Source organism: Chryseobacterium sp. MYb328, from assembly GCF_037572595.1.
Taxonomy (GTDB): Bacteria; Bacteroidota; Bacteroidia; order Flavobacteriales; family Weeksellaceae; genus Chryseobacterium; species Chryseobacterium pennae.
The window spans coordinates 90,044-109,463 of the sequence record NZ_JBBGZQ010000024.1; the positions used below are offsets into that span (position 1 = coordinate 90,044).

Below are 19,420 nucleotides of genomic sequence, written 5' to 3' on the forward strand. Positions count from 1 at the left end.
AAATTGTTATAAATTGAAATTGATTTCCATTCCGAAATAGGGATCATTTGCCCCTTTTCTATTGATCGTGAATCCGTTAACACTATAAGGAGCATAATAGCTGAAAAGTCTGTTGGCAAACATAGAAACGATAACGGTTTTATGTCTGAAACTTTTGGTTACCTTCAGGTTAACATTGGCTTCGAGTGGCCTTCTGTTGGTGGTATATTTGTTTTCATTCTGGGCAATGATCAGCCTTTCAAGAATAGTTCCTTTGGCTGTATCAGGATTGAATGGCAATATATTCCCGTTTTGATCCACGTAATGGCTGGGAGTTCCGTTCATAGGGTCCAGTTTTCTCATTGAATACCATGAAAACTGGAAAGAAGATGAAAATATAAGGTCCAGTTTAGGAATATAAGTATCCATCATAAGATTGGTATTCAGAATTTCGTTCACCGAATTAGGTTCCATTCCATTGTAAAGTCCGAGGTAAGGATAAGGTCTTCCATTGAGCAATACATCAGATCTTTTATATACCGGAAGACTGTTGCCGTATGTTGTACGGAACCATGCACCACTAAGCGTAAATCTAGTGTTGATTGCAGGGATTCTGTTAGAAGAATACTGAAACTCAACACCTTCTTTATCTATTTTGCTTCCGTTTCGCTGTGCAGAATAAGTGAAGTTTTCTGTCATATCCTGATAGGGAAGTGTATTGACGTCCGGTGGAGAAGTGATAGCATCATGATTAAGTCCTGAGGTATCGTATTTTTTATACTGATAAACCGCATATTCATTCATACTACGGAATGCATTATGCATTTTTTCCCTGAAAACGGTCACAGATAATTGATGAAGTCCCAGACTGAAATCCATTCTTGCTTCAAACTTTTCATTAACAGCAGGTTCTATTTCTTTGTTTTGAGGGTTATAGATATTGGTTTTGTAGTTTACCCTTCTGTAATTCGGATTAGAGTGGAAATAATTCAATTGCTGAATATCCTTATAAACCAGTTCCGGATAGAGCAGGTTAAGATCCGGGAATAAGCTCTGTTTTCCATAGCCAAGCGTTAATGTAAACTGGGCTTTTCTGTTCATAATATTAAACGCAGGAAGATCCCATTGAAGGTTGGCTCTCGGGTCCGCATAGATTTTTCCGCTCATTTTAAAATCAGAAGGCAGGTTCAGCATTGAATTTCCTCTTATTCCTAATGCTGCAGTAAGTTTATGCTTTCCGATATCTGCAGTACTTATGGTTTCAAAGAATAAAGCAGAAGTAGAATAAGCCGGAACATCACGATAAGGGCGGGGCCTGAATGTCGCTTTAGGATCTATAGGTTTATAAATGTCGAACAGCTGTCCCTGTCCCCAGTTTTTACTTAATTGCCAGTCGAATCCTGTATTGATTTCATTTTTAATGGTTTTAAAATCCCACTGGAAATTATTGATCATTTTTACAAAAATGTCAAGGGGCTTGCCATCTACGGTATAATCAGAAATATATCTGGCTTCAGGATAATATCCGTCATATTCACCTTCAATTCTGGAAAGTGGAAAGGCTGTTGCGTTTTCCAACTGAATGAATTTGGTTTGTTTTATTTTATCAAACCTTTGGTTGACTGTTGCCTGAATTTCTGTAGACCTGTAAAATGAAGGCTCGTTTTTTGTGTAATTAAAAACATTTGAAAGGCTCAAAAGGTGGTTGTTGACCTCATAAGAGTTTAATTGAGACAAGTCAACATCCGGATCGGTCTTCGAACCATCCAGAGAACCTGTATAGCTAAGATGAGTTTGCCATCTGAAAGAGCTATGGCTGTATTGTTTCTCCTTGGCCAGGGCAAAATTTGCTGTAATTCGTTTATAGTTTTCAAGTCTGTCTCTCGGATCAGATTTAGCATTCAGATAATCAATTCCTGTATTGATTTTCAGACCATACTTTTTATCTTCAAATCCTTTACTGACAGCAAAGAGTTTACTATAGCCATCTGCTTTAAATCTGGATTTCCATTGAGTATAGCCTGACTTGTTGGTGATTTTAACGATCCCTGAAGTTAAATTTCCATAAATAACGGAAGGAATTCCGCGCAATATTTCTACCTTCTCGATCTGATCTGTGGAAATGCTTCGCATATCAACTCCACTCGTAAGATTAAGCCTTCTTTTTAATCCATTATTGCTTTTGTCTAAAAAATCATAAGTATATTGAAGGTTTGCACCAGAATTCAATGGAGCGCCATCTACTAAAAATGTGGTTCCCATTGCAGAAGTGTTGTAATCATTTCCGGGATTACCTGTTTCACGAAGGCTGATCTTATTCATCTGATTCATTACCGGATCTCCGGATCTCCCTCCAGGAAGTAATTCCAAAAGATCTGTAAAGCTTGATGGCTGTAAATGCTGCATGGCACGTTGACTGATAATAGATGAAGAAGTTAGTCCCTTACTTTCCTTAGCAGTAATAATCACTTCTTCAATAGAATTGATTTTATCTTTTAATGAGAAAGTAAATGCTTGAGAAGTTGTGATCACAATCTTCCCGGAATATTCAAGAATTCCGTTTTTGATAATCTCAATAGTATACTGGCCGGGATTGATAGAGGCAGTTGCAATACCTTTGTCATTGGTAGATATCGAATATTTATGGTCTGTAGATAATATTTTTATTTCAGAATCTTTTAAAGGTCCCGCATGGATGTTCTTTACTTCAAATGAAATAGTGGCAGACCTGTCTTGTGAATGGACTGTTGAAAATGCACTGAAGAGAAATAAAAATGTGAGAATTTGTGTTTTAATAGGGAATCGTGGATCATTGCTTACCATCTGGTACTTTTCTTCCCGCAAAGGTAGGAGGGCTTAAATAAGATTTCTAATTTTATTTAGAATAATTTAAAATAATTGATAAAAATCATTTTACTTGCATTATTGATAATATTCATTTAGAGTTATAGATATATATTTATTTAGTTGATTTTTAATCATTTACATTTTGTTTAATTAGTATCTTTTAATATTTATTTCTAAGTTTTATTGTTGGAGTTATTTCCGTTTAAAGGATACCTACTTTCTTTACAATGGAATAATAAGAATAATTGAACGTATTTTGAGGAGGCAAAAGAGGAACCCTCTTATGAAGTTATTAAATAGCTATATATTGTTATTATCAACGGTAAAGCAGACTTTTTAGCTCACTAAAATGTAATATTTGATAATTTCATTTGCGTTTAAAAAAAGCACTCCATTGCTGGAGTGCCAAAATTAACTTGAAAATGATATATAAAAAGGATTGATGCTATAGTTTAACTTTTTTATTGATCACTTTCCCATTGGAAAGAGTCATTTGTACCACATATACTCCAGAATCCATGTTTTTTGATTCAAATTGCTGGGAATTGACTTCCTGCTGAACAATTAAAGTTCCGGAAATGCTGTATATGCTGATGTTTTTGATGTCAGTATTGGCTCTGGCCCTGATCTGTTTGTTTTGTGCAAATATATCTGTGCTGCTTACCAGTGTACGGCTTCCGATATTTTTACTGAACTGCAAATTATAATAGGAGGTCGTTACTTCGAATGTATATTTCTGGGCATCCAGATCCTGTATATTGATTCCGTCATTTTCCTGATACTGGTCTTTAGAAATCGTTTTAACAAGATTTTTATTTTCATCAAAAACATAAACTGCAGAAAGTTCATTCTGATCAATCTTCAGCTTTAAAACTGCATTATTGCCAGACTGTACAATTTCATTTTCAGCTACTTCATTAGGGGTGTTCTTAATGTATGGAAGCATTTTCTCCTGATTATTTTCCGATACTTTCAATAGATACACACCATCTTTTAAAGAAGATAAGCTGTGGTCATCTGCTGATCGTCTGTTTGCTTTTTCTTTATTGAAATCAGTTACTTCAAGTAACTGCATATTTCCAAGGTCAGGTTTTATCTGGGATGAAAATAGAGTAGGAGCTTCTTGTGAAGCGTTTGCAGACTGTTTTCCAAAAACAGACCCTACTACAGCCCATTGATTGAACAATCCGCCACTTCTTAAAGTATTGAATTTAGCATTGGATGCCAAAACAAAAGGAACAATGCCACCCACATGTCCAAGAGGGCCCCAGTAAAAGGAATCCAGTTTGTATTTATTCAGATCCCACCAAGCATAATAACCTCGCTGTACATCTATAGTTTTAGAAGTATTTTCTGGCGGAATCGCAAGATCAACGGTAGAATGACCTAATGTCATAGGGGTCTTATTATACCAGTCGTATACATCTTTAGGCTTCAGACACTGTCTGAATTTATGATTTGGATTGTTGGTAACTTCATTAACGAAATTGTTCGTGAAAAGTTTTTTCCATATAAATGGCCCCCATAACAAACCTCCGTTATCCTGAACAACGTGATAATTGTATTTGTCAAGATATTCTGCAGAAATAACTTCTGAAATATCATTAGTATAAGTTTTATAGCCCATATTGTTACAGCTATGAAGAACATTGGCAAGGAATGAGCTGAACGGATAAATATCTTTTTCTAAAACACCTTTCTTTAAAGTGGTTTCTGACATATCATAAGGTCCATCCCCCATATAGGCATACTTAAACTTTAAATTACCTGGATTAGAGGTGTTTAACCTTTTTAAGGTTGACATAGCTGCATGTGCCCCTTGTGAATAACCTGCCAGGAAATATTCATCATAACGCTTTATTCCTAATTGTGCTAATGCTTTATTGGCTGCTGTTACAAAATCAATAGTTGCTCCGGATTCGGTAGCATAGTCTACGTAAGGATGTACCCCTTCTCCGTCTCCCATTCCTACATAGTCAGGAGCCATTAAAATATAACCATTGAGAACATAAGAGAGCTCAACCACAAATCCGGCTACCAAAGCTCCCTTAAAATTTGAAGGAACATTGTGTCTGCTATCGGTAGTCCCATGGTTGGATACGACAGTGGAAAGCTTCATATTAACATTGGGATACATGAGGAGCCCTGTAGCTTTTACAAGAACATTGTTTTCATTTTTGGTGTAATAGGTTATTTTATATCCCTTTAGTCCAACATTGAAACCATTGAGATAGCTTACAAAATCAGGGGAATTCTGTTCGCCAAGATTATTGGCAATGAAATTAACAACTCCCTGCGGTGTTAAATTCAGTTTCTGTTCGGCGCTTACAAGGTCTCCTGCCTGCTGGCTGAAATAGAATGGGGCTACCAGTCCTATTAAAAAAGTTGTGATTTTCTTCATGTCGTGATTTTTTATTAGGGTTAAGGTAATAACTTTAGTAAATTCGCAAAAATATTCAGACATTAATAACTATTCATTGAATATTAAATTCTCTGAAAGGTGAGTAAAACAAAAGAGTCTGATCAATGACCAGACTCTTTTATTTATATTTTTTCTCTTCTTTCTTTTCTTAGAAAGCGTTGAGACCTGTAATATCTAAACCGGTGATTAACAAATGAACATCGTGAGTTCCTTCATACGTAATAACAGATTCCAGATTGGCTGCGTGTCTCATCATTGGGAATTCACCCATGATTCCCATACCTCCAAGGATCTGTCTTGATTCCCTTGCGATATCAATTGCCATTTTTACGTTATTACGTTTAGCCATTGAGATTTGTGCAGGAGTTGCTTTATGTGCATTTTTAAGATTTCCTAACTGAAGACATAATAACTGAGCTTTTGTAATCTCTGTTAAGAATTCAGCTAATTTTTTCTGTTGAAGCTGGAAAGAACCGATTGGCTTACCAAATTGTTTTCTTTCCTTAGAATACTGCACTGCTGTACAGTGACAATCAATAGCAGCACCAATTACGCCCCATGAAATTCCATATCTGGCAGAGTTAAGACAAGATAAAGGTCCTTTCAATCCTGTCACTCCCGGAAGCAGATTTTCTTTCGGAACTTTTACATCATTGAATACCAATTCTCCTGTTTTGGAAGCTCTTAAGCTCCATTTATTGTGCGTTTCCGGAGTCGTGAATCCTTCCATTCCTCTTTCAACAATTAATCCCTGTACTTTTCCTTCCTCATTTTTTGCCCATACTACTGCAATGTCGCAAAGTGGAGAATTGGTGATCCACATTTTAGCACCATTCAACAGGTAATGGTCACCCATATCCTTAAAATAAGTTTCCATAGAACCCGGATCAGAACCATGGTTAGGCTCAGTTAATCCAAAAGAACCAATCATTTCTCCTGCAGCAAGCTTTGGAAGATATTTTTTCTTTTGTTCTTCAGAACCGAACTCATTAATAGGAAACATAACCAAAGAGCTCTGTACTGAAGCAGCAGAACGTACTGCAGAATCTCCTCTTTCCAACTCCTGCATGATAAGACCATAAGAAATCTGATCTAATCCGGAACCTCCATACTCAACAGGAATATACGGACCTAATGCTCCAATTTTTCCTAATTCTCTCATAAGGCCAGGAAGGTCAGTATGATTTTGAGCTGCCTGATCAATCTGCGGCATTACAAAACTTTCAACCCAGTCTCTGACAGATTGGCGGATCAGTTTGTGTTCTTCAGTAAGTAAAGCATCAATTCCATAGTAATCAGGGATGCTTGTAAGAGGATAATATGACATGATTTTTTGATTTTGTTAAAAATAACATTTTTTGTGGTGTCTGGGAAATTTTTTTGAAAACTTATCTAAATGCTGGTTTTCAAATATATAATGCTTGTTTTTCCTGTTTGAGGGGTAAAACTTGTATTTTAACTCTCCTCATCATTGGAGATAGGGTACTGATTGGTTGCATTATGCACCTTGGTTTTAAATTTATAGAGGTATGGCGCTTTATTGGCAGAACCGTCATAAAGCTTTTCCAGCCTGTCAAGGATGTTTAGACTTAATATTTTTCGCTGGAAATTATTTCTCCTGAATTTCTGACCTAAAATAGTTTCATAAAGAGCCTGAAGATCCTTCATAGTAAATTTTTCCGGAAGAAGATTACTGGCAGCCACTTCGGTATTGATATTCATTCTCAGGTATTCCAGACCGGTTTCTATAATTCTGTCGTGATCAAAAGCCATCTTGGGCAAATTATTCACTTCAAACCATTCACAGCTTTCATTAAAAGCATCCGGAAAAGTATTTGTCATAGAAAAATCAATAAGGCTGCAGTATCCCACAGTAATAAATCTCTGAAAGATCCAGTGATCCTCAGGGACTTCTATTCCTTTGTTTCTAAGGAGGATCTGGTGAACATTATTTTCTGTACGGTCTATTCTTCCAAAGGTATGGAATTGTTTTAAAAACAGATCTTTAAGATGAGTACGCTCATACAAAACTCTTTCAGCAGCTTCCCTAAGGTCTTCATCATTGAAAACAAAACCACCCGGAAGTGACCACAGATCCAGATCATGATATTTTAATAATAAAACTTTTAAAATATTATTGTGAAAGCCGAATATCGTACAGTCTACAGAAATATGAGCAACAAAATCCTTTGTGTCGATCAGTTCCTGAAGTGTTTCTTTACTTTTTGTGTCTTTGATTTTCATGATTGTAAAAATAAAAACTATTTTCTATATTTTCTTTTTGAGACGTTAAAATACATCAAACTAATCACAAAAAGAAGAATTACAGAGCATAATATATATAATGGATAAAAGTTTAATAGTTGTTTTCCAAAGAGTACAGCCATAATAATAGAACTGACTGAACTTCCCAGGGAAGAAAAAATAACAATAAGAGAAGTAAACAGATTGATCTTTTCTTTGTCCACCAAAGTAATCATTTTTGAATTGACAACAGGGTAGAGTGGTGACAGGAACAATCCTATAACCGGAAATAAGAACAGAAGCATTTTTGAATCTTCGGAATCAAAATACTGAATTCCTAAGATCACCAGCAATAAAGCGATGATTAATGAAATACATGCAACGTAATATTTTGATAATGAGAATCTACGGATGATATTAGCCGTAACAGTTCTTCCTGCGTATGAAAAAAGAGAGAGGAAGGATGTAGCCTGAAGAGCAAAAAATGAATTCACCTTCAGATGGTTCTTATAAAAAGAGGGAAGCCATGAATTAAATCCCTGTTCTACAAAAACAATAAAGAAGATCACAGCAAGAAATAAAGCAACCACAGGAGTTGTAAATCTTGATAATTCAGCGAAAATATTTTTGCTTTCCGAGGGTTTCGATTCTGTTATTTCTATTTTTGAAAGAAGGAATATGGTAATGGCAGATAGCACGGCAATCAACAGAAAGCCAAATCTCCAAAATTCGGAATACTGACTGGAGATAAGCCATCCAAAACCTGTATTCACTACAAAGATTCCAATCATAAAGGAAGCTTCCACACTGTTCATGGTTTTGGCCAAAGATTTTTCATCCGAAATATTATTTCTGATAATTCCGAATACACATATTTTTCCAATCGCAAAACAAGCTCCAATGATGGCAAACCATACCTTGTAAAACCAGAATTCTTCTATAAACGGCAGTAAGCAGGAACAAAATCCTACAATAGCCAAAGCGGCAATTAATGCTTTTTTTGATCCTGTTTTATTGATGAAACCTACTGCAAAAAGAGAGATAAAAGCAATAGGCAGGTCTTTAAAAGATTCAAGAAACCCAAGCTCCCCATAGGTGATATTAGTGTCTGCAAGTTGTAGGATAATAAGTCCCATACAGTTTAACACCATGGAGAAAATAAGGAAGGTTAGTTTTAACGGGAGAGAAATTTTGGAAAGCTTGGCGGTCATTTCGGGAGTTAACTTTATTGAATTTTTATAGCTTTTTGTGAATAATTGATGCGAAGATATGGCTTTTAACCCTCAATAATAAACGAAATTTTAAAATATTTATTAATATAATGTTAATTAATTGAAAAAAAATATATTTTTATTGTCTCAATTTGAGAATTAAAACAAATAGCTGTATATGAATGTAAGAATATCGAGAAATTTAGGAGTGATTGCCGTCCTCTATTTTACGGCTAACTTCAGTGGCCAGACGAAAAAGGACACGCTTTCTAAAGAAAATAAAATAGATGAAATTGTAGTGATCGGTTATGGGACTCAGAAGAAGTCTAATGTAACCGGATCTATTGCAAGTATTAAAGCCAGTGATATAGAAAACATACCCACCGGTAAGCCGGAACAGGTATTGCAGGGAAGGGCTGCAGGGGTTTCTGTAGTAACCAATTCCGGACAGCCGGGTGCTGCGGCAACGGTGCGTGTCCGTGGAATTACCAGTTTTGGAGCTGGAAGTAACAGCCCGCTATGGGTGGTAGATGGTATTGTAGTGGACAATATCGGATGGCTTAACCAATCTGACATAGAAAGTATTGAAGTATTGAAGGATGGAGCTTCATCCGCAATCTATGGGGTTTCTGCTGCAAAAGGGGTAATTCTGGTTACCACGAAAAAAGGGAAAAAAGGAAAGCTTTCTCTTTCTTATAATGGATTTTACGGATTCTCAAATGCATCTAAAAAGTTAGACCTTCTGGATGCCACCCAATATGCAAAAATTATCAATGAAGGTTTTGTAAACGATGGGCAAGCACCACGTTTTGCTAATCCTGAATCATTTGGAAAAGGAACAAACTGGCAGGATACTATTTTTGGAACAGGAGAAAAATCCTCTCATGAGGTAAGTATCACTGGAGGTAATGATAAATCAAGTTATTATACATCGTTTGGATATTTTGATCAGACGGGTATTGTAATGACTGATATATCCTATTATAAAAGAATCAATGCCAGATTCAACTCTACTCACAAGGTTACGGACTATTTAACTTTGGGGCAAACCTTTGCTTATACCCATACCAAATCTCAGGGAGTAAGTGCCAACGAAGAATATGGTGGACCATTGGCTTCAGCTGTTAACTTAGATCCTATTACACCGGAAGTGGTGACAGACTGGTCGAAGGTAGATCCAAGCGGGTACACAGATCCTTATATCGCTCGTGATCCCAATGGCAATCCGTATGGGATTTCACGGTATGTCAACAACGAAATGACAAACCCAAGAGCTTTCCGTACTATTCAGCAAGGGAATTACAACTGGTCTGATGATTTTGTAGGAAATGTTTTTGCTGAGCTTAAATTTCTTGATCATTTTACCTTCAAATCAAGTTTAAATGGTAAGAAATCGTATTGGGGAAGCCGCACTTTTACTCCTAAATATTATTTAAGTCCTAACTATAGAAACACAGGTTTCAATAGTCTGAATAAAGTGGATGAAAATAAGTTTGAATGGAGCATGGAAAATACATTGACCTATCAGAATAAATTTGGGGATCATAACTTAAGTATTTTGATAGGACAGGGAGTATATCGATATAATATATCAGGCGGAGCCAGCTTAACCTACAGTAATCTGCCTATTGATAGCTGGCAGGATGCTTCTTTTAACTTTGATATTCCTCAGGATGATATTACAGCCAAAGGATGGGATGGGATTCAAACCCGTAAAGCTTCTTATTTTGGTAGAATTATTTATGATTATGCCGATAAATATTTATTTACAGGAACCGTTCGTAGAGACGGGTCTTCAAAATTTGCAACAAATCAGCATTGGGGAACTTTCCCGTCTATGTCTTTAGGATGGAATGCTCATAAAGAAGATTTCTGGCCAGAAAATAAAGTGATTAATAGCTTGAAACTGAGAGGAGGATATGGTGTTTTAGGAAATGACGAAATGGAGAACTTCAGATTTGCAAGTTTTATGGTTTCAGGAAGTAACTATTCCAATTCTGGAAATAATATCATTATAGGATATGCGCCAAGTACCCTGGAGAATCCAAACCTTAAATGGGAACAGACCAGCCAGCTGAATATTGCAGCAGACCTGAAGCTATTCAATAATTTTACCCTTTCGGCAGATTGGTATAAGAAGAAAACTACTGATATTTTAAGACAAATCAATATTCCCGGCTATGTTGGGGTTCCTAATTTTCCTTGGTCAAACGTAGGAGATATGGAAAACTCAGGATTGGAACTTGAGTTGGGATATAAAAAGAATTGGGAAGACTTCAGTATATCTGTAAACGGAAATTTTGCAACCATCAAAAACAAAGTTTTGCGATTAGAGAATGATATTGATTATTTCAATCTTGCTTCTTTCCAGACCATGGGAGCTGTCTCAAGAGTAGCAGTAGGACAGCCTTATGGATCTTTTTACGGACAGACTTACAGTGGAGTGTTTCAGAATCAGGCACAAATTGATGCCTATGTAAATGCTAACGGTAGTAAGCTGTTACCTGGTGCTAAACCAGGAGATTTTATCTGGCAGGATAATAATGGTGATGGTAAAATTGATGAGGAAGACAAAGTGAATTTAGGAAGTTCTATTCCAAAATATACCTTTGGACTTACCGTTAACATGAATTACAAAAACTTTGATTTTATGATATTTGCTCAAGGGCAAGCTGGCAACAAAATCTTTCAGGGATTAAGAAGGCTGGATATTCTTGATGCGAATTATCAGACAAAGGTTTTAGACCGATGGACAGGAGAGGGTTCTACTAATGCAAGTCCGAGAGTTACCAGGGATGATTCTAACCATAATTATTCATGGATGTCTAACTACTATCTTCAGAAAGGAGATTATGTTCGTGTGAAAATTATTCAGTTGGGGTACACCCTTCCTCAAGACGTTACCAGCCGGTTTGGAATGAATAAAGTGAGATTATATATTACCGGAGAAAACCTTTTCACCTTTACAAAATATACTGGATATGATCCGGAAATTGCCGGAAGAAATAATTCTGAGCAGGATATTATCGGGGTAGACAGAGCTTACTATCCACAGGCAAGAACCTTCTTACTGGGGGCAAATATTCAATTTTAATACATAATAACATGAAAAATAAAAGTTTTATATATAAAGGACTTGCTGTAACTTTTTTGGTGGGTCTGAGTTTTAGCAATATGGCCTGCAGTGGTTCATATCTGGATGAAGTACAGAATTCAGGAGCTTTTAAAACGGAGACTTATTTTCAAAATGAGAGACAGTCATTTAGTGCTCTGGTTTCTGTATATGATATTTTAAGAAAATATTCCGGGGGATTTGAGAATACTGTTACCTTTTTTAATGCAGGATCTGATGATTTTTATTCCGGAGGTGGAAATTCTAATGATGGTGCAGGTATTCAGGGACTCAATAATTATTCACTGAACCCTAACACAATGCCTGCGAGCTATTGGAAAGATTATTATCAGGGTGTAGCACGTGCCAATCTTTTAATGGAGAGAGTGTCGGGAGCTAATATGGATGAAGGTCTCAAAAAAAGATACAGTGCAGAAGCTAAAGTTTTGAGATCTTTATACTACTTCGAATTGGTAAGAATGTTTGGAAATATTCCTTTGGTTCTTAAAAGTGTAAAATTTGATGATGATTATTGGAATATTCCACAGGCAAAGCCAGGCGAAGTATACACACAGATAGAAAATGATATCATTGCTGCACTTCCTGATCTGATGTTAACAGCTACAGGTAATGACAGAGGAAGAATTACACAGGGGACAGCCAGAGCAATATTAGGAAAGATCTATCTTTATGATAAGAAAATGCCGGAAGCAGCAGCACAATTTGAACAGGTGAATGGCACACCTGGAGGGACCAGCCAATATGGGTACAAATTGGTAGCAAATTATGGAGATCTATTTAAAGTAGGACCAGAAACGGTAGATCCTTATAAGTTTTCGACGGAATCTATTCTGGAAGTAATGCATACTAACAAAGGGAATTCTGACTGGGGTTTCTGGGGACAGGGAAAAGATGAAGGAAACTCTATCAATGCAATGCTTGGACCTCGTTCTTATTCCATTAACAAAAAAATTAAAGATAATGATGCTCCTGATTTATATCCGGGGTGGGCATTTAATACAGTGGCTGAGGACTTGTATAATTTCATGCAGGGTGACCCACGAATGAATACAACTATTTTCAATATGAAACCGTTGTTAGCAGAGGATAAAGTTAGCTATAGTCCTGCATTTTCGGATACCGGATATTTTTTAAATAAATATTTACCTACCAATGATTTGAAAAGCTCACTTCCCGGAGCCGCAGAACTCAACTTCAGACAAAATTATGTAGCCATAAGATTAGCTGATACCTATCTTATGGAGGCAGAGGCCTTAGGCGCAGCAGGAGCAAGAGCTCAGGCTTTGTTGGATGCAGTAAGAGCAAGAGTTGGTTTAGGATCAGTTCCTGTTTCTATTCAGGCAATAAAAGATGAAAGAAGAAGAGAACTTGCCGGAGAAGGACACCGATGGTTTGACCTTGTAAGATGGGGAGATGCACCTATAAAGCTTGCATTCAAAGGGTTTAAAGCTGGTAAAAATGAAATTTTACCCATTCCGTTTAATGAACTGCCGAATACAGCGTTACATCAAAATCCGGGATATTAAATATGAAGTTTCACAACTTATATAGTTTCTTTAAAGGTACTGCACTGCTTTGCGGTGTGGTACTTTTTCCTTTGTCATGTACTACTGTTGCTCAGAAGAATGGTGATGAAGTTGAATATTGGCTTACCAAAGGAGATGAAAACATCAAATTACAGCCCCAGGCTCCCATCAGATTTGTAAATACATCTAATACCCTTCAGAATATTGAAATTGATGATACACAAAAGTTTCAATATGTTGAGGGTTTCGGATATACATTAACGGGAGGAAGTGTTGAGGTTATTAATCGTTTGTCTCCAGGCAAAAGAAAAGCTTTATTGAATGAACTTTTCGGAAGTGGTAAACATTCCATTTCCATCAGTTATCTGAGAGTAAGCATTGGAGCTTCGGACCTTGATGGAGAAGTTTTTTCGTATGATGATCTTCCGGAAGGACAGACGGATGTTTCTCTTTCTAAATTCAGTTTAGCAAAAGACAAGGCTCTGATTGCAATGTTGAAAGAGATTTTAGCTATTAATCCTAAGATTAAAATTATTGCAGCTCCGTGGTCACCTCCGGTTTGGATGAAAGATAACGGAAAATCTAAAGGAGGAAGTTTAAAACCTGAATTTTATGAGACATATGCCCGGTATTTTGTAAAATATATTAAGGAAATGCAGAACGAAGGGATTGTTATTGATGCAGTAACTCCTCAAAATGAACCCTTGCATCCTGGAAATAATCCGAGTATGTACATGCCATCTGATCAACAGAGGGATTTTATTAAAGGGCATTTAGGACCTGCTTTTAAGAACAATAAAATAAAAACCAAGATTGTAATATATGATCATAACTGTAACAAACCTGAGTATGCTCTTGATATTTTAAAAGATCCTGAAGCCTATCAATATATAGATGGATCTGCTTTTCATTTGTATGAAGGGGATATTTCAGCATTGAGTACGGTTCATGATGCATTTCCAGATAAAAACCTATATTTTACCGAACAGTGGACGGGTTCAAAAGGAACTTTCAATGAAGATCTGAACTGGCACACAAAGAATGTGATTATCGGTTCTATGAGAAACTGGAGTAAAACAGCACTGGAGTGGAATCTTGCCAATGACTCAAAGTATGCCCCCCACACAGAGGGCGGATGTACGGAATGTAAAGGAGCAATAACCATTTCAGACAGTGAGAGCTTTACCAGAAATGTTGCCTATTATATTGTAGCACACGCCTCTAAGTTTATCCCTTCAGGATCTCAACGTATTGCTTCCACTCAGACCCAATATTTATCGACTGCTGCATTCAGAACTCCCAACGGAAAAACGGTATTGATTGTTCAGAACGATAGTAAAGAAATTGAAATTTTTAATATTAAATTTGCCGGAAAGATCGCTACAGTAAACATTCCTGGGCAATCTGCCGCCACTTATATTTTTTAATCGAATAAGTATGAAGAGAGTTTATTTCTTACTCGCATTCTCAACACTTGGAATGAATGTCTATGGACAGAAAACAACAGATCAGAGAGTTGCAGAACTTTTGTCTAAAATGACACTGGAAGAAAAAGTAGGGCAGATGGTGCAATACAGTGGATTTGAATATGCCACAGGGCCTCAGCATTCTAATTCGGCTGCAGTGCTGGACGAAATTAAAAAGGGGAAAGTGGGCTCTATGCTGAATGTTGCCGGAGCAGAAGAAACCAGAGCATTTCAGAAACTGGCCATGCAGTCCCGATTGAAGATTCCTTTACTTTTTGGACAGGATGTTATCCATGGATATAGGACAACTTTTCCTGTTAACATCGGGCAGGCTGCGAGTTGGGATCTGGGAATGATAGAAAAATCAGAAAGGATTGCAGCTACAGAAGCATCAGCGTATGGCATTCACTGGACTTTTGCCCCGATGGTAGATATTGCCAGAGACCCGAGATGGGGAAGAGTAATGGAGGGGCCAGGAGAAGACACTTATCTGGGAACTCAAATCGGATTGGCAAGAATTAAAGGATTTCAGGGGAAAGGATTAGGAAGCCTTGATGCGGTAATGGCTTGTGCAAAACATTTTGCAGCCTATGGTGCAGCGGTGGGCGGCAGAGATTATAATTCTGTTGACATGAGCCTCAGACAACTGAATGAAACCTATCTTCCACCTTTCAAAGCTGCCGCAGAAGCAGGAGTTGCTACGTTCATGAATTCTTTCAATGATATCAATGGAATTCCGGCCACAGCCAATCAATATATTCAGAGAAATTTACTAAAAGGAAAATGGAATTATAAAGGTTTTGTAGTTTCAGACTGGGGAAGTATCGGGGAAATGATTCCTCACGGATATGCAAAGGATGGCGCTGAGGCTGCTGAAAAAGCAGTACAGGGAGGCAGTGATATGGATATGGAAAGCCGGGTATATATGGCAGAACTTCCGAAACTTGTTAAAGAAGGAAAAGTAGATACTAAACTGGTGGATGATGCTGCAGGAAGAATTTTAACCAAAAAATTCGAGATGGGGCTTTTCGACGATCCTTACCGATTCAGCAATGAGAAAAGACAAAAAGAACAAGTTAATAACCAGGAAAATAGGAAATTCGGAAGGGAGTTCGGATCTAAGAGTATTGTTCTCCTTAAAAATAAAGATAATATCCTTCCACTTTCAAAAACTGTAAAAACAGTGGCTTTGATTGGTCCGTTCGGAAAAGAAACCGTAGCCAATCATGGGTTTTGGTCTATTGCTTTTAAAGATGACACCCAAAGAATAGTTTCTCAGTTTGATGGGATTAAAAATCAATTGGATAAAAATTCTACCTTATTATATGCAAAAGGCTGTAATGTAGATGATCAGGACAAAACAATGTTTGCGGAAGCAGTAGAGACCGCCAGAAAAGCAGATGTGGTGATTATGACTTTAGGAGAGGGACATGCGATGAGTGGTGAAGCAAAAAGCCGAAGTGCTATTGGTTTTTCCGGGGTACAGGAAGATCTTTTGAAAGAAGTTGCCAAAACAGGGAAACCGATTGTTCTCATGATTAATGCAGGAAGGCCTTTGATTTTCAACTGGGCGGCAGACCATATTCCTGCTATTGTTTATACGTGGTGGCTGGGAACGGAAGCAGGAAATTCTATTGCCGATATCCTGTTTGGAACCGTAAACCCAGGAGGAAAGCTTCCAATGACCTTTCCAAGAACTGAAGGACAGATTCCGATGTACTATAATCACTATAATACAGGCAGACCTGCAAAAAACAATACGGACAGAAATTATGTTTCAGCATATATTGATCTTGACAACGATCCGAAATTCCCGTTTGGATTTGGGTTAAGCTATACAGAATTTACCTATTCCGGTATGATTTTAAGTTCTGAAAACCTGAAAGGAGACCAGAAATTAAACATCAGTGTTACTGTTTCCAATACTGGGAAATATGATGGTGAGGAAGTGGTGCAGCTTTATATAAGAGATCTTTTTGGGAAAGTAGTAAGACCTGTAAAAGAATTAAAAGGTTTTAAAAAAGTATTCATCAAAAAAGGAGAAGCCAAAAAAGTAGAATTTACACTGACTCCGGAAGATTTGAAATTTTTTGATGATGAACTGAATTTTGACTGGGAGGCAGGTGAATTTGATATTATGGTGGGAACCAATTCTCAGAATGTACAAACAAAAAGAGTGAATTGGGTGGAATAAATATTCTTTTAACCTGACCACAATAAAAAATATAAATGTCTTTAGCCAAAGCTTAATCATCATAACAATATGAAAATTAAATTCCGAAATACCATTCAGTTTTGTATAGCAGGAATATTAGCCTTATCTGTGGCGAATTGTGCTTCAAACAAAGCAGATTCCGACAGAAAACTGATCTGGAGTGATGAATTTAACGGAAAAGGACTTCCGGATTCACTAAAATGGAACTACGATGTGGGTGGTGGTGGCTATGGAAATGATGAAGCTCAGTTTTATACCAAAAACAGGCTGGAAAATGCCAGACTGGAAAACGGAAATCTTGTTATTGAAGCTAAAAAAGAAAATTGGGAAAAGAATAAATATACTTCAGCAAGATTGTTAACCAAGGGGAAATTTTCCTTTCAATATGGAACGGTAGAAGTTCGTGCAAAACTTCCGAAAGGCCGGGGAACATGGCCAGCCATCTGGATGATGAGTGAAAAGATGAAGAAATGGCCTGATGACGGCGAACTTGATATCATGGAACATGTAGGATTTAATCAAGGCTATATCCATGCTTCGGTACATACTAAAAAATACAATCATATTCTGGGAACCCAAAAAACGGATACTTTGATTGTAAAAGATGCAAGCAAAAAATTTCATGTGTATAAAGCCAATTGGACACCGGAAAAGATAGAGGTATATATTGATGATCAGAAGTTTTTCACCTATGAAAATAAAGAAAAGACCTATGAAGCATGGCCTTTTGAACAGCCTTATTTTATCATTTTAAATCTGGCAGTAGGTGGTTTCTGGGGCGGAAAAGAGGGAATAGATGACAGCATCTTTCCACAAAAGTATTATATAGACTATGTAAGGGTCTATCAAAATAAATAATGAAAAAGAGGACATACGGTCCACAAACAAAGAAATCATGAGAAAACTAATCGTAAGTTGTTTTGTAATAGGGATTGCCATCAATGTCAATGCCCAGAATTATTGGAAAAAACATGAAGGAAAAACAGCAAAGGTCATTCTTACCAACTCTAAAGTGAATGAAAGAATGGTAGATAAAGGTCCCGTAAAATTTGAGCAGTTCGGACAGCCAAAGGAAACGGAAGCCTGTATTTTTGTAGCTCCTGGTTTTAAATATCAAAAGCTGATCGGAATTGGAGGAGCTATTACAGATGCATCAGCAGAAACATTCTACAAAATGCCAAAGAATAAGCAAAAAGAAATTCTGGAGGCCTATTTTGGGAAAAACGGATTGGGATACACTGTGGTGCGTACTAATATGAATTCCTGTGACTTCTCCAGCGATTCCTATACCTATGTAGAAGATAACGACACTTCTCTGAAAACTTTCAACCTTGCCCACGATGAAAAGTATAAAATTCCGATGATCAGAGAAGCACAGAAAGCAATAGGAAATAATTTTACCTTTTACTTCTCTCCATGGAGTCCGCCAGCCTGGATGAAGTCTAATAAAAGTTTATACAAAGGCGGAAGGCTGGAAAACCAATATTACCAGACCTGGGCAGATTACTATATTAAATTCATCAAAGAATACGAAAAAAGAGGAATTAATGTCTGGGGATTAACTGTTCAGAATGAACCTATGGCAACACAATCCTGGGAATCCTGCATTTATACAGCCGAAGAAGAAGGGGAATTCCTGAAAAACAACCTAGGTCCAACTTTATGGAAAAACGGCTATAAAGATAAAAAAGTAATGATCTGGGATCACAACAGAGACCTGATTTATCAAAGGGCAACTACCACACTTGGTGACCCTGAAACTTCAAAATATGCGCATGGAATAGGCTATCACTGGTATGAAACCTGGAATAATAAAACCCAATTATTTGATAACCTTGCAGAAACCCACAGAGCTTTCCCGGATAAATTTCTTGCCTTCACGGAAGGCTGTAAAGAACAGTTTGCCATGGATAGAATTTATGATGTAAGCCTAGGTGAACTATACAGCAAGAATATGCTGAACGATTTTAATAAAGGAAATGCTTTATGGACAGACTGGAATATTCTGCTGGATGAAACCGGTGGACCCAACCATAAAGGAAATTTCTGTTTTGCACCCATCATTGCCGATACAAAAACAGGGGAGGTGTTCTATACTTATGAATACTACTACATCGGCCATGTATCAAAATACATCAAACCTAATGCACAAAGGATAGGTTCATCTTCCAACAGAGCGGCATTAACGTCTTCTGCTTTTATGAATGAAAACGGAGAGCTGGTTACTGTAATTATGAACGATTCCGATAATGATATCGAAACTAATCTTTGGATTGAAGGCATGGCGGCTAAGGTAAATGCTCCGGCACACTCTATACAGACCGTAATTTTATAACTTCATATTAATATTATTTTAAAAGAATCGGCGGCCTCGAAG

At 37.1% G+C, this 19,420-nt stretch carries 11 protein-coding genes; 6 read left to right on the forward strand and 5 right to left on the reverse strand.

Annotation, left to right across the window (positions count from 1 at the left end; genetic code table 11):
* Nucleotides 1–6 precede the first annotated feature (6 nt).
* The 5 genes from WH267_RS20300 to WH267_RS20320 all read right to left on the reverse strand — a co-directional run bounded on the left by WH267_RS20300 (nt 7) and on the right by WH267_RS20320 (nt 8,703).
* Entirely contained in the window at nt 7–2,802 is a 2,796-nt protein-coding gene (locus WH267_RS20300) for a TonB-dependent receptor plug domain-containing protein (RefSeq protein ID WP_340010600.1), read from the reverse strand.
* A 469-nt stretch (nt 2,803–3,271) separates the two neighbouring features.
* The gene (locus WH267_RS20305; RefSeq protein ID WP_340010601.1) at nt 3,272–5,227 is read right to left on the reverse strand and encodes a T9SS type A sorting domain-containing protein; all 1,956 of its coding nucleotides are present in this window, start codon (nt 5,225–5,227) and stop codon (nt 3,272–3,274) included.
* Between the two features lie 169 nt (nt 5,228–5,396).
* On the reverse strand, nt 5,397–6,575 hold the full coding sequence (locus tag WH267_RS20310) for an acyl-CoA dehydrogenase family protein (RefSeq protein WP_115968945.1): 1,179 nt from the start codon (nt 6,573–6,575) through the stop codon (nt 5,397–5,399).
* Between the two features lie 128 nt (nt 6,576–6,703).
* Nucleotides 6,704–7,492, reverse strand: a complete 789-nt coding sequence (locus tag WH267_RS20315; RefSeq protein WP_115968944.1) for an NUDIX hydrolase — start codon at nt 7,490–7,492, stop codon at nt 6,704–6,706.
* A gap of 17 nt (nt 7,493–7,509) precedes the next feature.
* Nucleotides 7,510–8,703 (reverse strand): MFS transporter, encoded by a 1,194-nt coding sequence (locus WH267_RS20320; protein WP_340010603.1) that lies wholly within the window; start codon nt 8,701–8,703, stop codon nt 7,510–7,512.
* A gap of 178 nt (nt 8,704–8,881) precedes the next feature.
* On the opposite strand from WH267_RS20320, the gene WH267_RS20325 reads away from it, so the two are divergent.
* From WH267_RS20325 to WH267_RS20350, 6 genes are all read left to right on the forward strand, one after another.
* Nucleotides 8,882–11,797, forward strand: coding sequence for a SusC/RagA family TonB-linked outer membrane protein (locus tag WH267_RS20325; RefSeq protein WP_340010604.1), 2,916 nt, complete (start codon nt 8,882–8,884; stop codon nt 11,795–11,797).
* A gap of 11 nt (nt 11,798–11,808) precedes the next feature.
* Nucleotides 11,809–13,362: a RagB/SusD family nutrient uptake outer membrane protein gene (locus tag WH267_RS20330; protein ID WP_340010606.1), complete on the forward strand. Its 1,554-nt coding sequence runs from the start codon at nt 11,809–11,811 to the stop codon at nt 13,360–13,362.
* 2 nt (nt 13,363–13,364) lie between these two features.
* Entirely contained in the window at nt 13,365–14,789 is a 1,425-nt protein-coding gene (locus WH267_RS20335) for a glycoside hydrolase family 30 protein (protein ID WP_340010607.1), read from the forward strand.
* A 10-nt stretch (nt 14,790–14,799) separates the two neighbouring features.
* Complete coding sequence (bglX, locus tag WH267_RS20340; protein ID WP_340010609.1) at nt 14,800–17,022, forward strand: beta-glucosidase BglX; 2,223 nt, start codon at nt 14,800–14,802, stop codon at nt 17,020–17,022.
* Between the two features lie 69 nt (nt 17,023–17,091).
* The gene (locus tag WH267_RS20345; RefSeq protein WP_340010611.1) at nt 17,092–17,901 is read left to right on the forward strand and encodes a glycoside hydrolase family 16 protein; all 810 of its coding nucleotides are present in this window, start codon (nt 17,092–17,094) and stop codon (nt 17,899–17,901) included.
* A 37-nt stretch (nt 17,902–17,938) separates the two neighbouring features.
* A complete protein-coding gene (locus WH267_RS20350) occupies nt 17,939–19,378 on the forward strand; it encodes a glycoside hydrolase family 30 protein (protein WP_340010613.1) in 1,440 nt (479 codons plus the stop codon).
* Nucleotides 19,379–19,420: the final 42 nt, after the last annotated feature.

Coding starts and splice junctions, on each gene's coding strand:
- WH267_RS20300 (WP_340010600.1), bottom strand. CDS start 2,802: ATGGTAAGCAATGATCCACGATTCCCTATTAAAACACAAATTCTCACA.
- WH267_RS20305 (WP_340010601.1), bottom strand. CDS start 5,227: ATGAAGAAAATCACAACTTTTTTAATAGGACTGGTAGCCCCATTCTAT.
- WH267_RS20310 (WP_115968945.1), bottom strand. CDS start 6,575: ATGTCATATTATCCTCTTACAAGCATCCCTGATTACTATGGAATTGAT.
- WH267_RS20315 (WP_115968944.1), bottom strand. CDS start 7,492: ATGAAAATCAAAGACACAAAAAGTAAAGAAACACTTCAGGAACTGATC.
- WH267_RS20320 (WP_340010603.1), bottom strand. CDS start 8,703: ATGACCGCCAAGCTTTCCAAAATTTCTCTCCCGTTAAAACTAACCTTC.
- WH267_RS20325 (WP_340010604.1), top strand. CDS start 8,882: ATGAATGTAAGAATATCGAGAAATTTAGGAGTGATTGCCGTCCTCTAT.
- WH267_RS20330 (WP_340010606.1), top strand. CDS start 11,809: ATGAAAAATAAAAGTTTTATATATAAAGGACTTGCTGTAACTTTTTTG.
- WH267_RS20335 (WP_340010607.1), top strand. CDS start 13,365: ATGAAGTTTCACAACTTATATAGTTTCTTTAAAGGTACTGCACTGCTT.
- bglX (WP_340010609.1), top strand. CDS start 14,800: ATGAAGAGAGTTTATTTCTTACTCGCATTCTCAACACTTGGAATGAAT.
- WH267_RS20345 (WP_340010611.1), top strand. CDS start 17,092: ATGAAAATTAAATTCCGAAATACCATTCAGTTTTGTATAGCAGGAATA.
- WH267_RS20350 (WP_340010613.1), top strand. CDS start 17,939: ATGAGAAAACTAATCGTAAGTTGTTTTGTAATAGGGATTGCCATCAAT.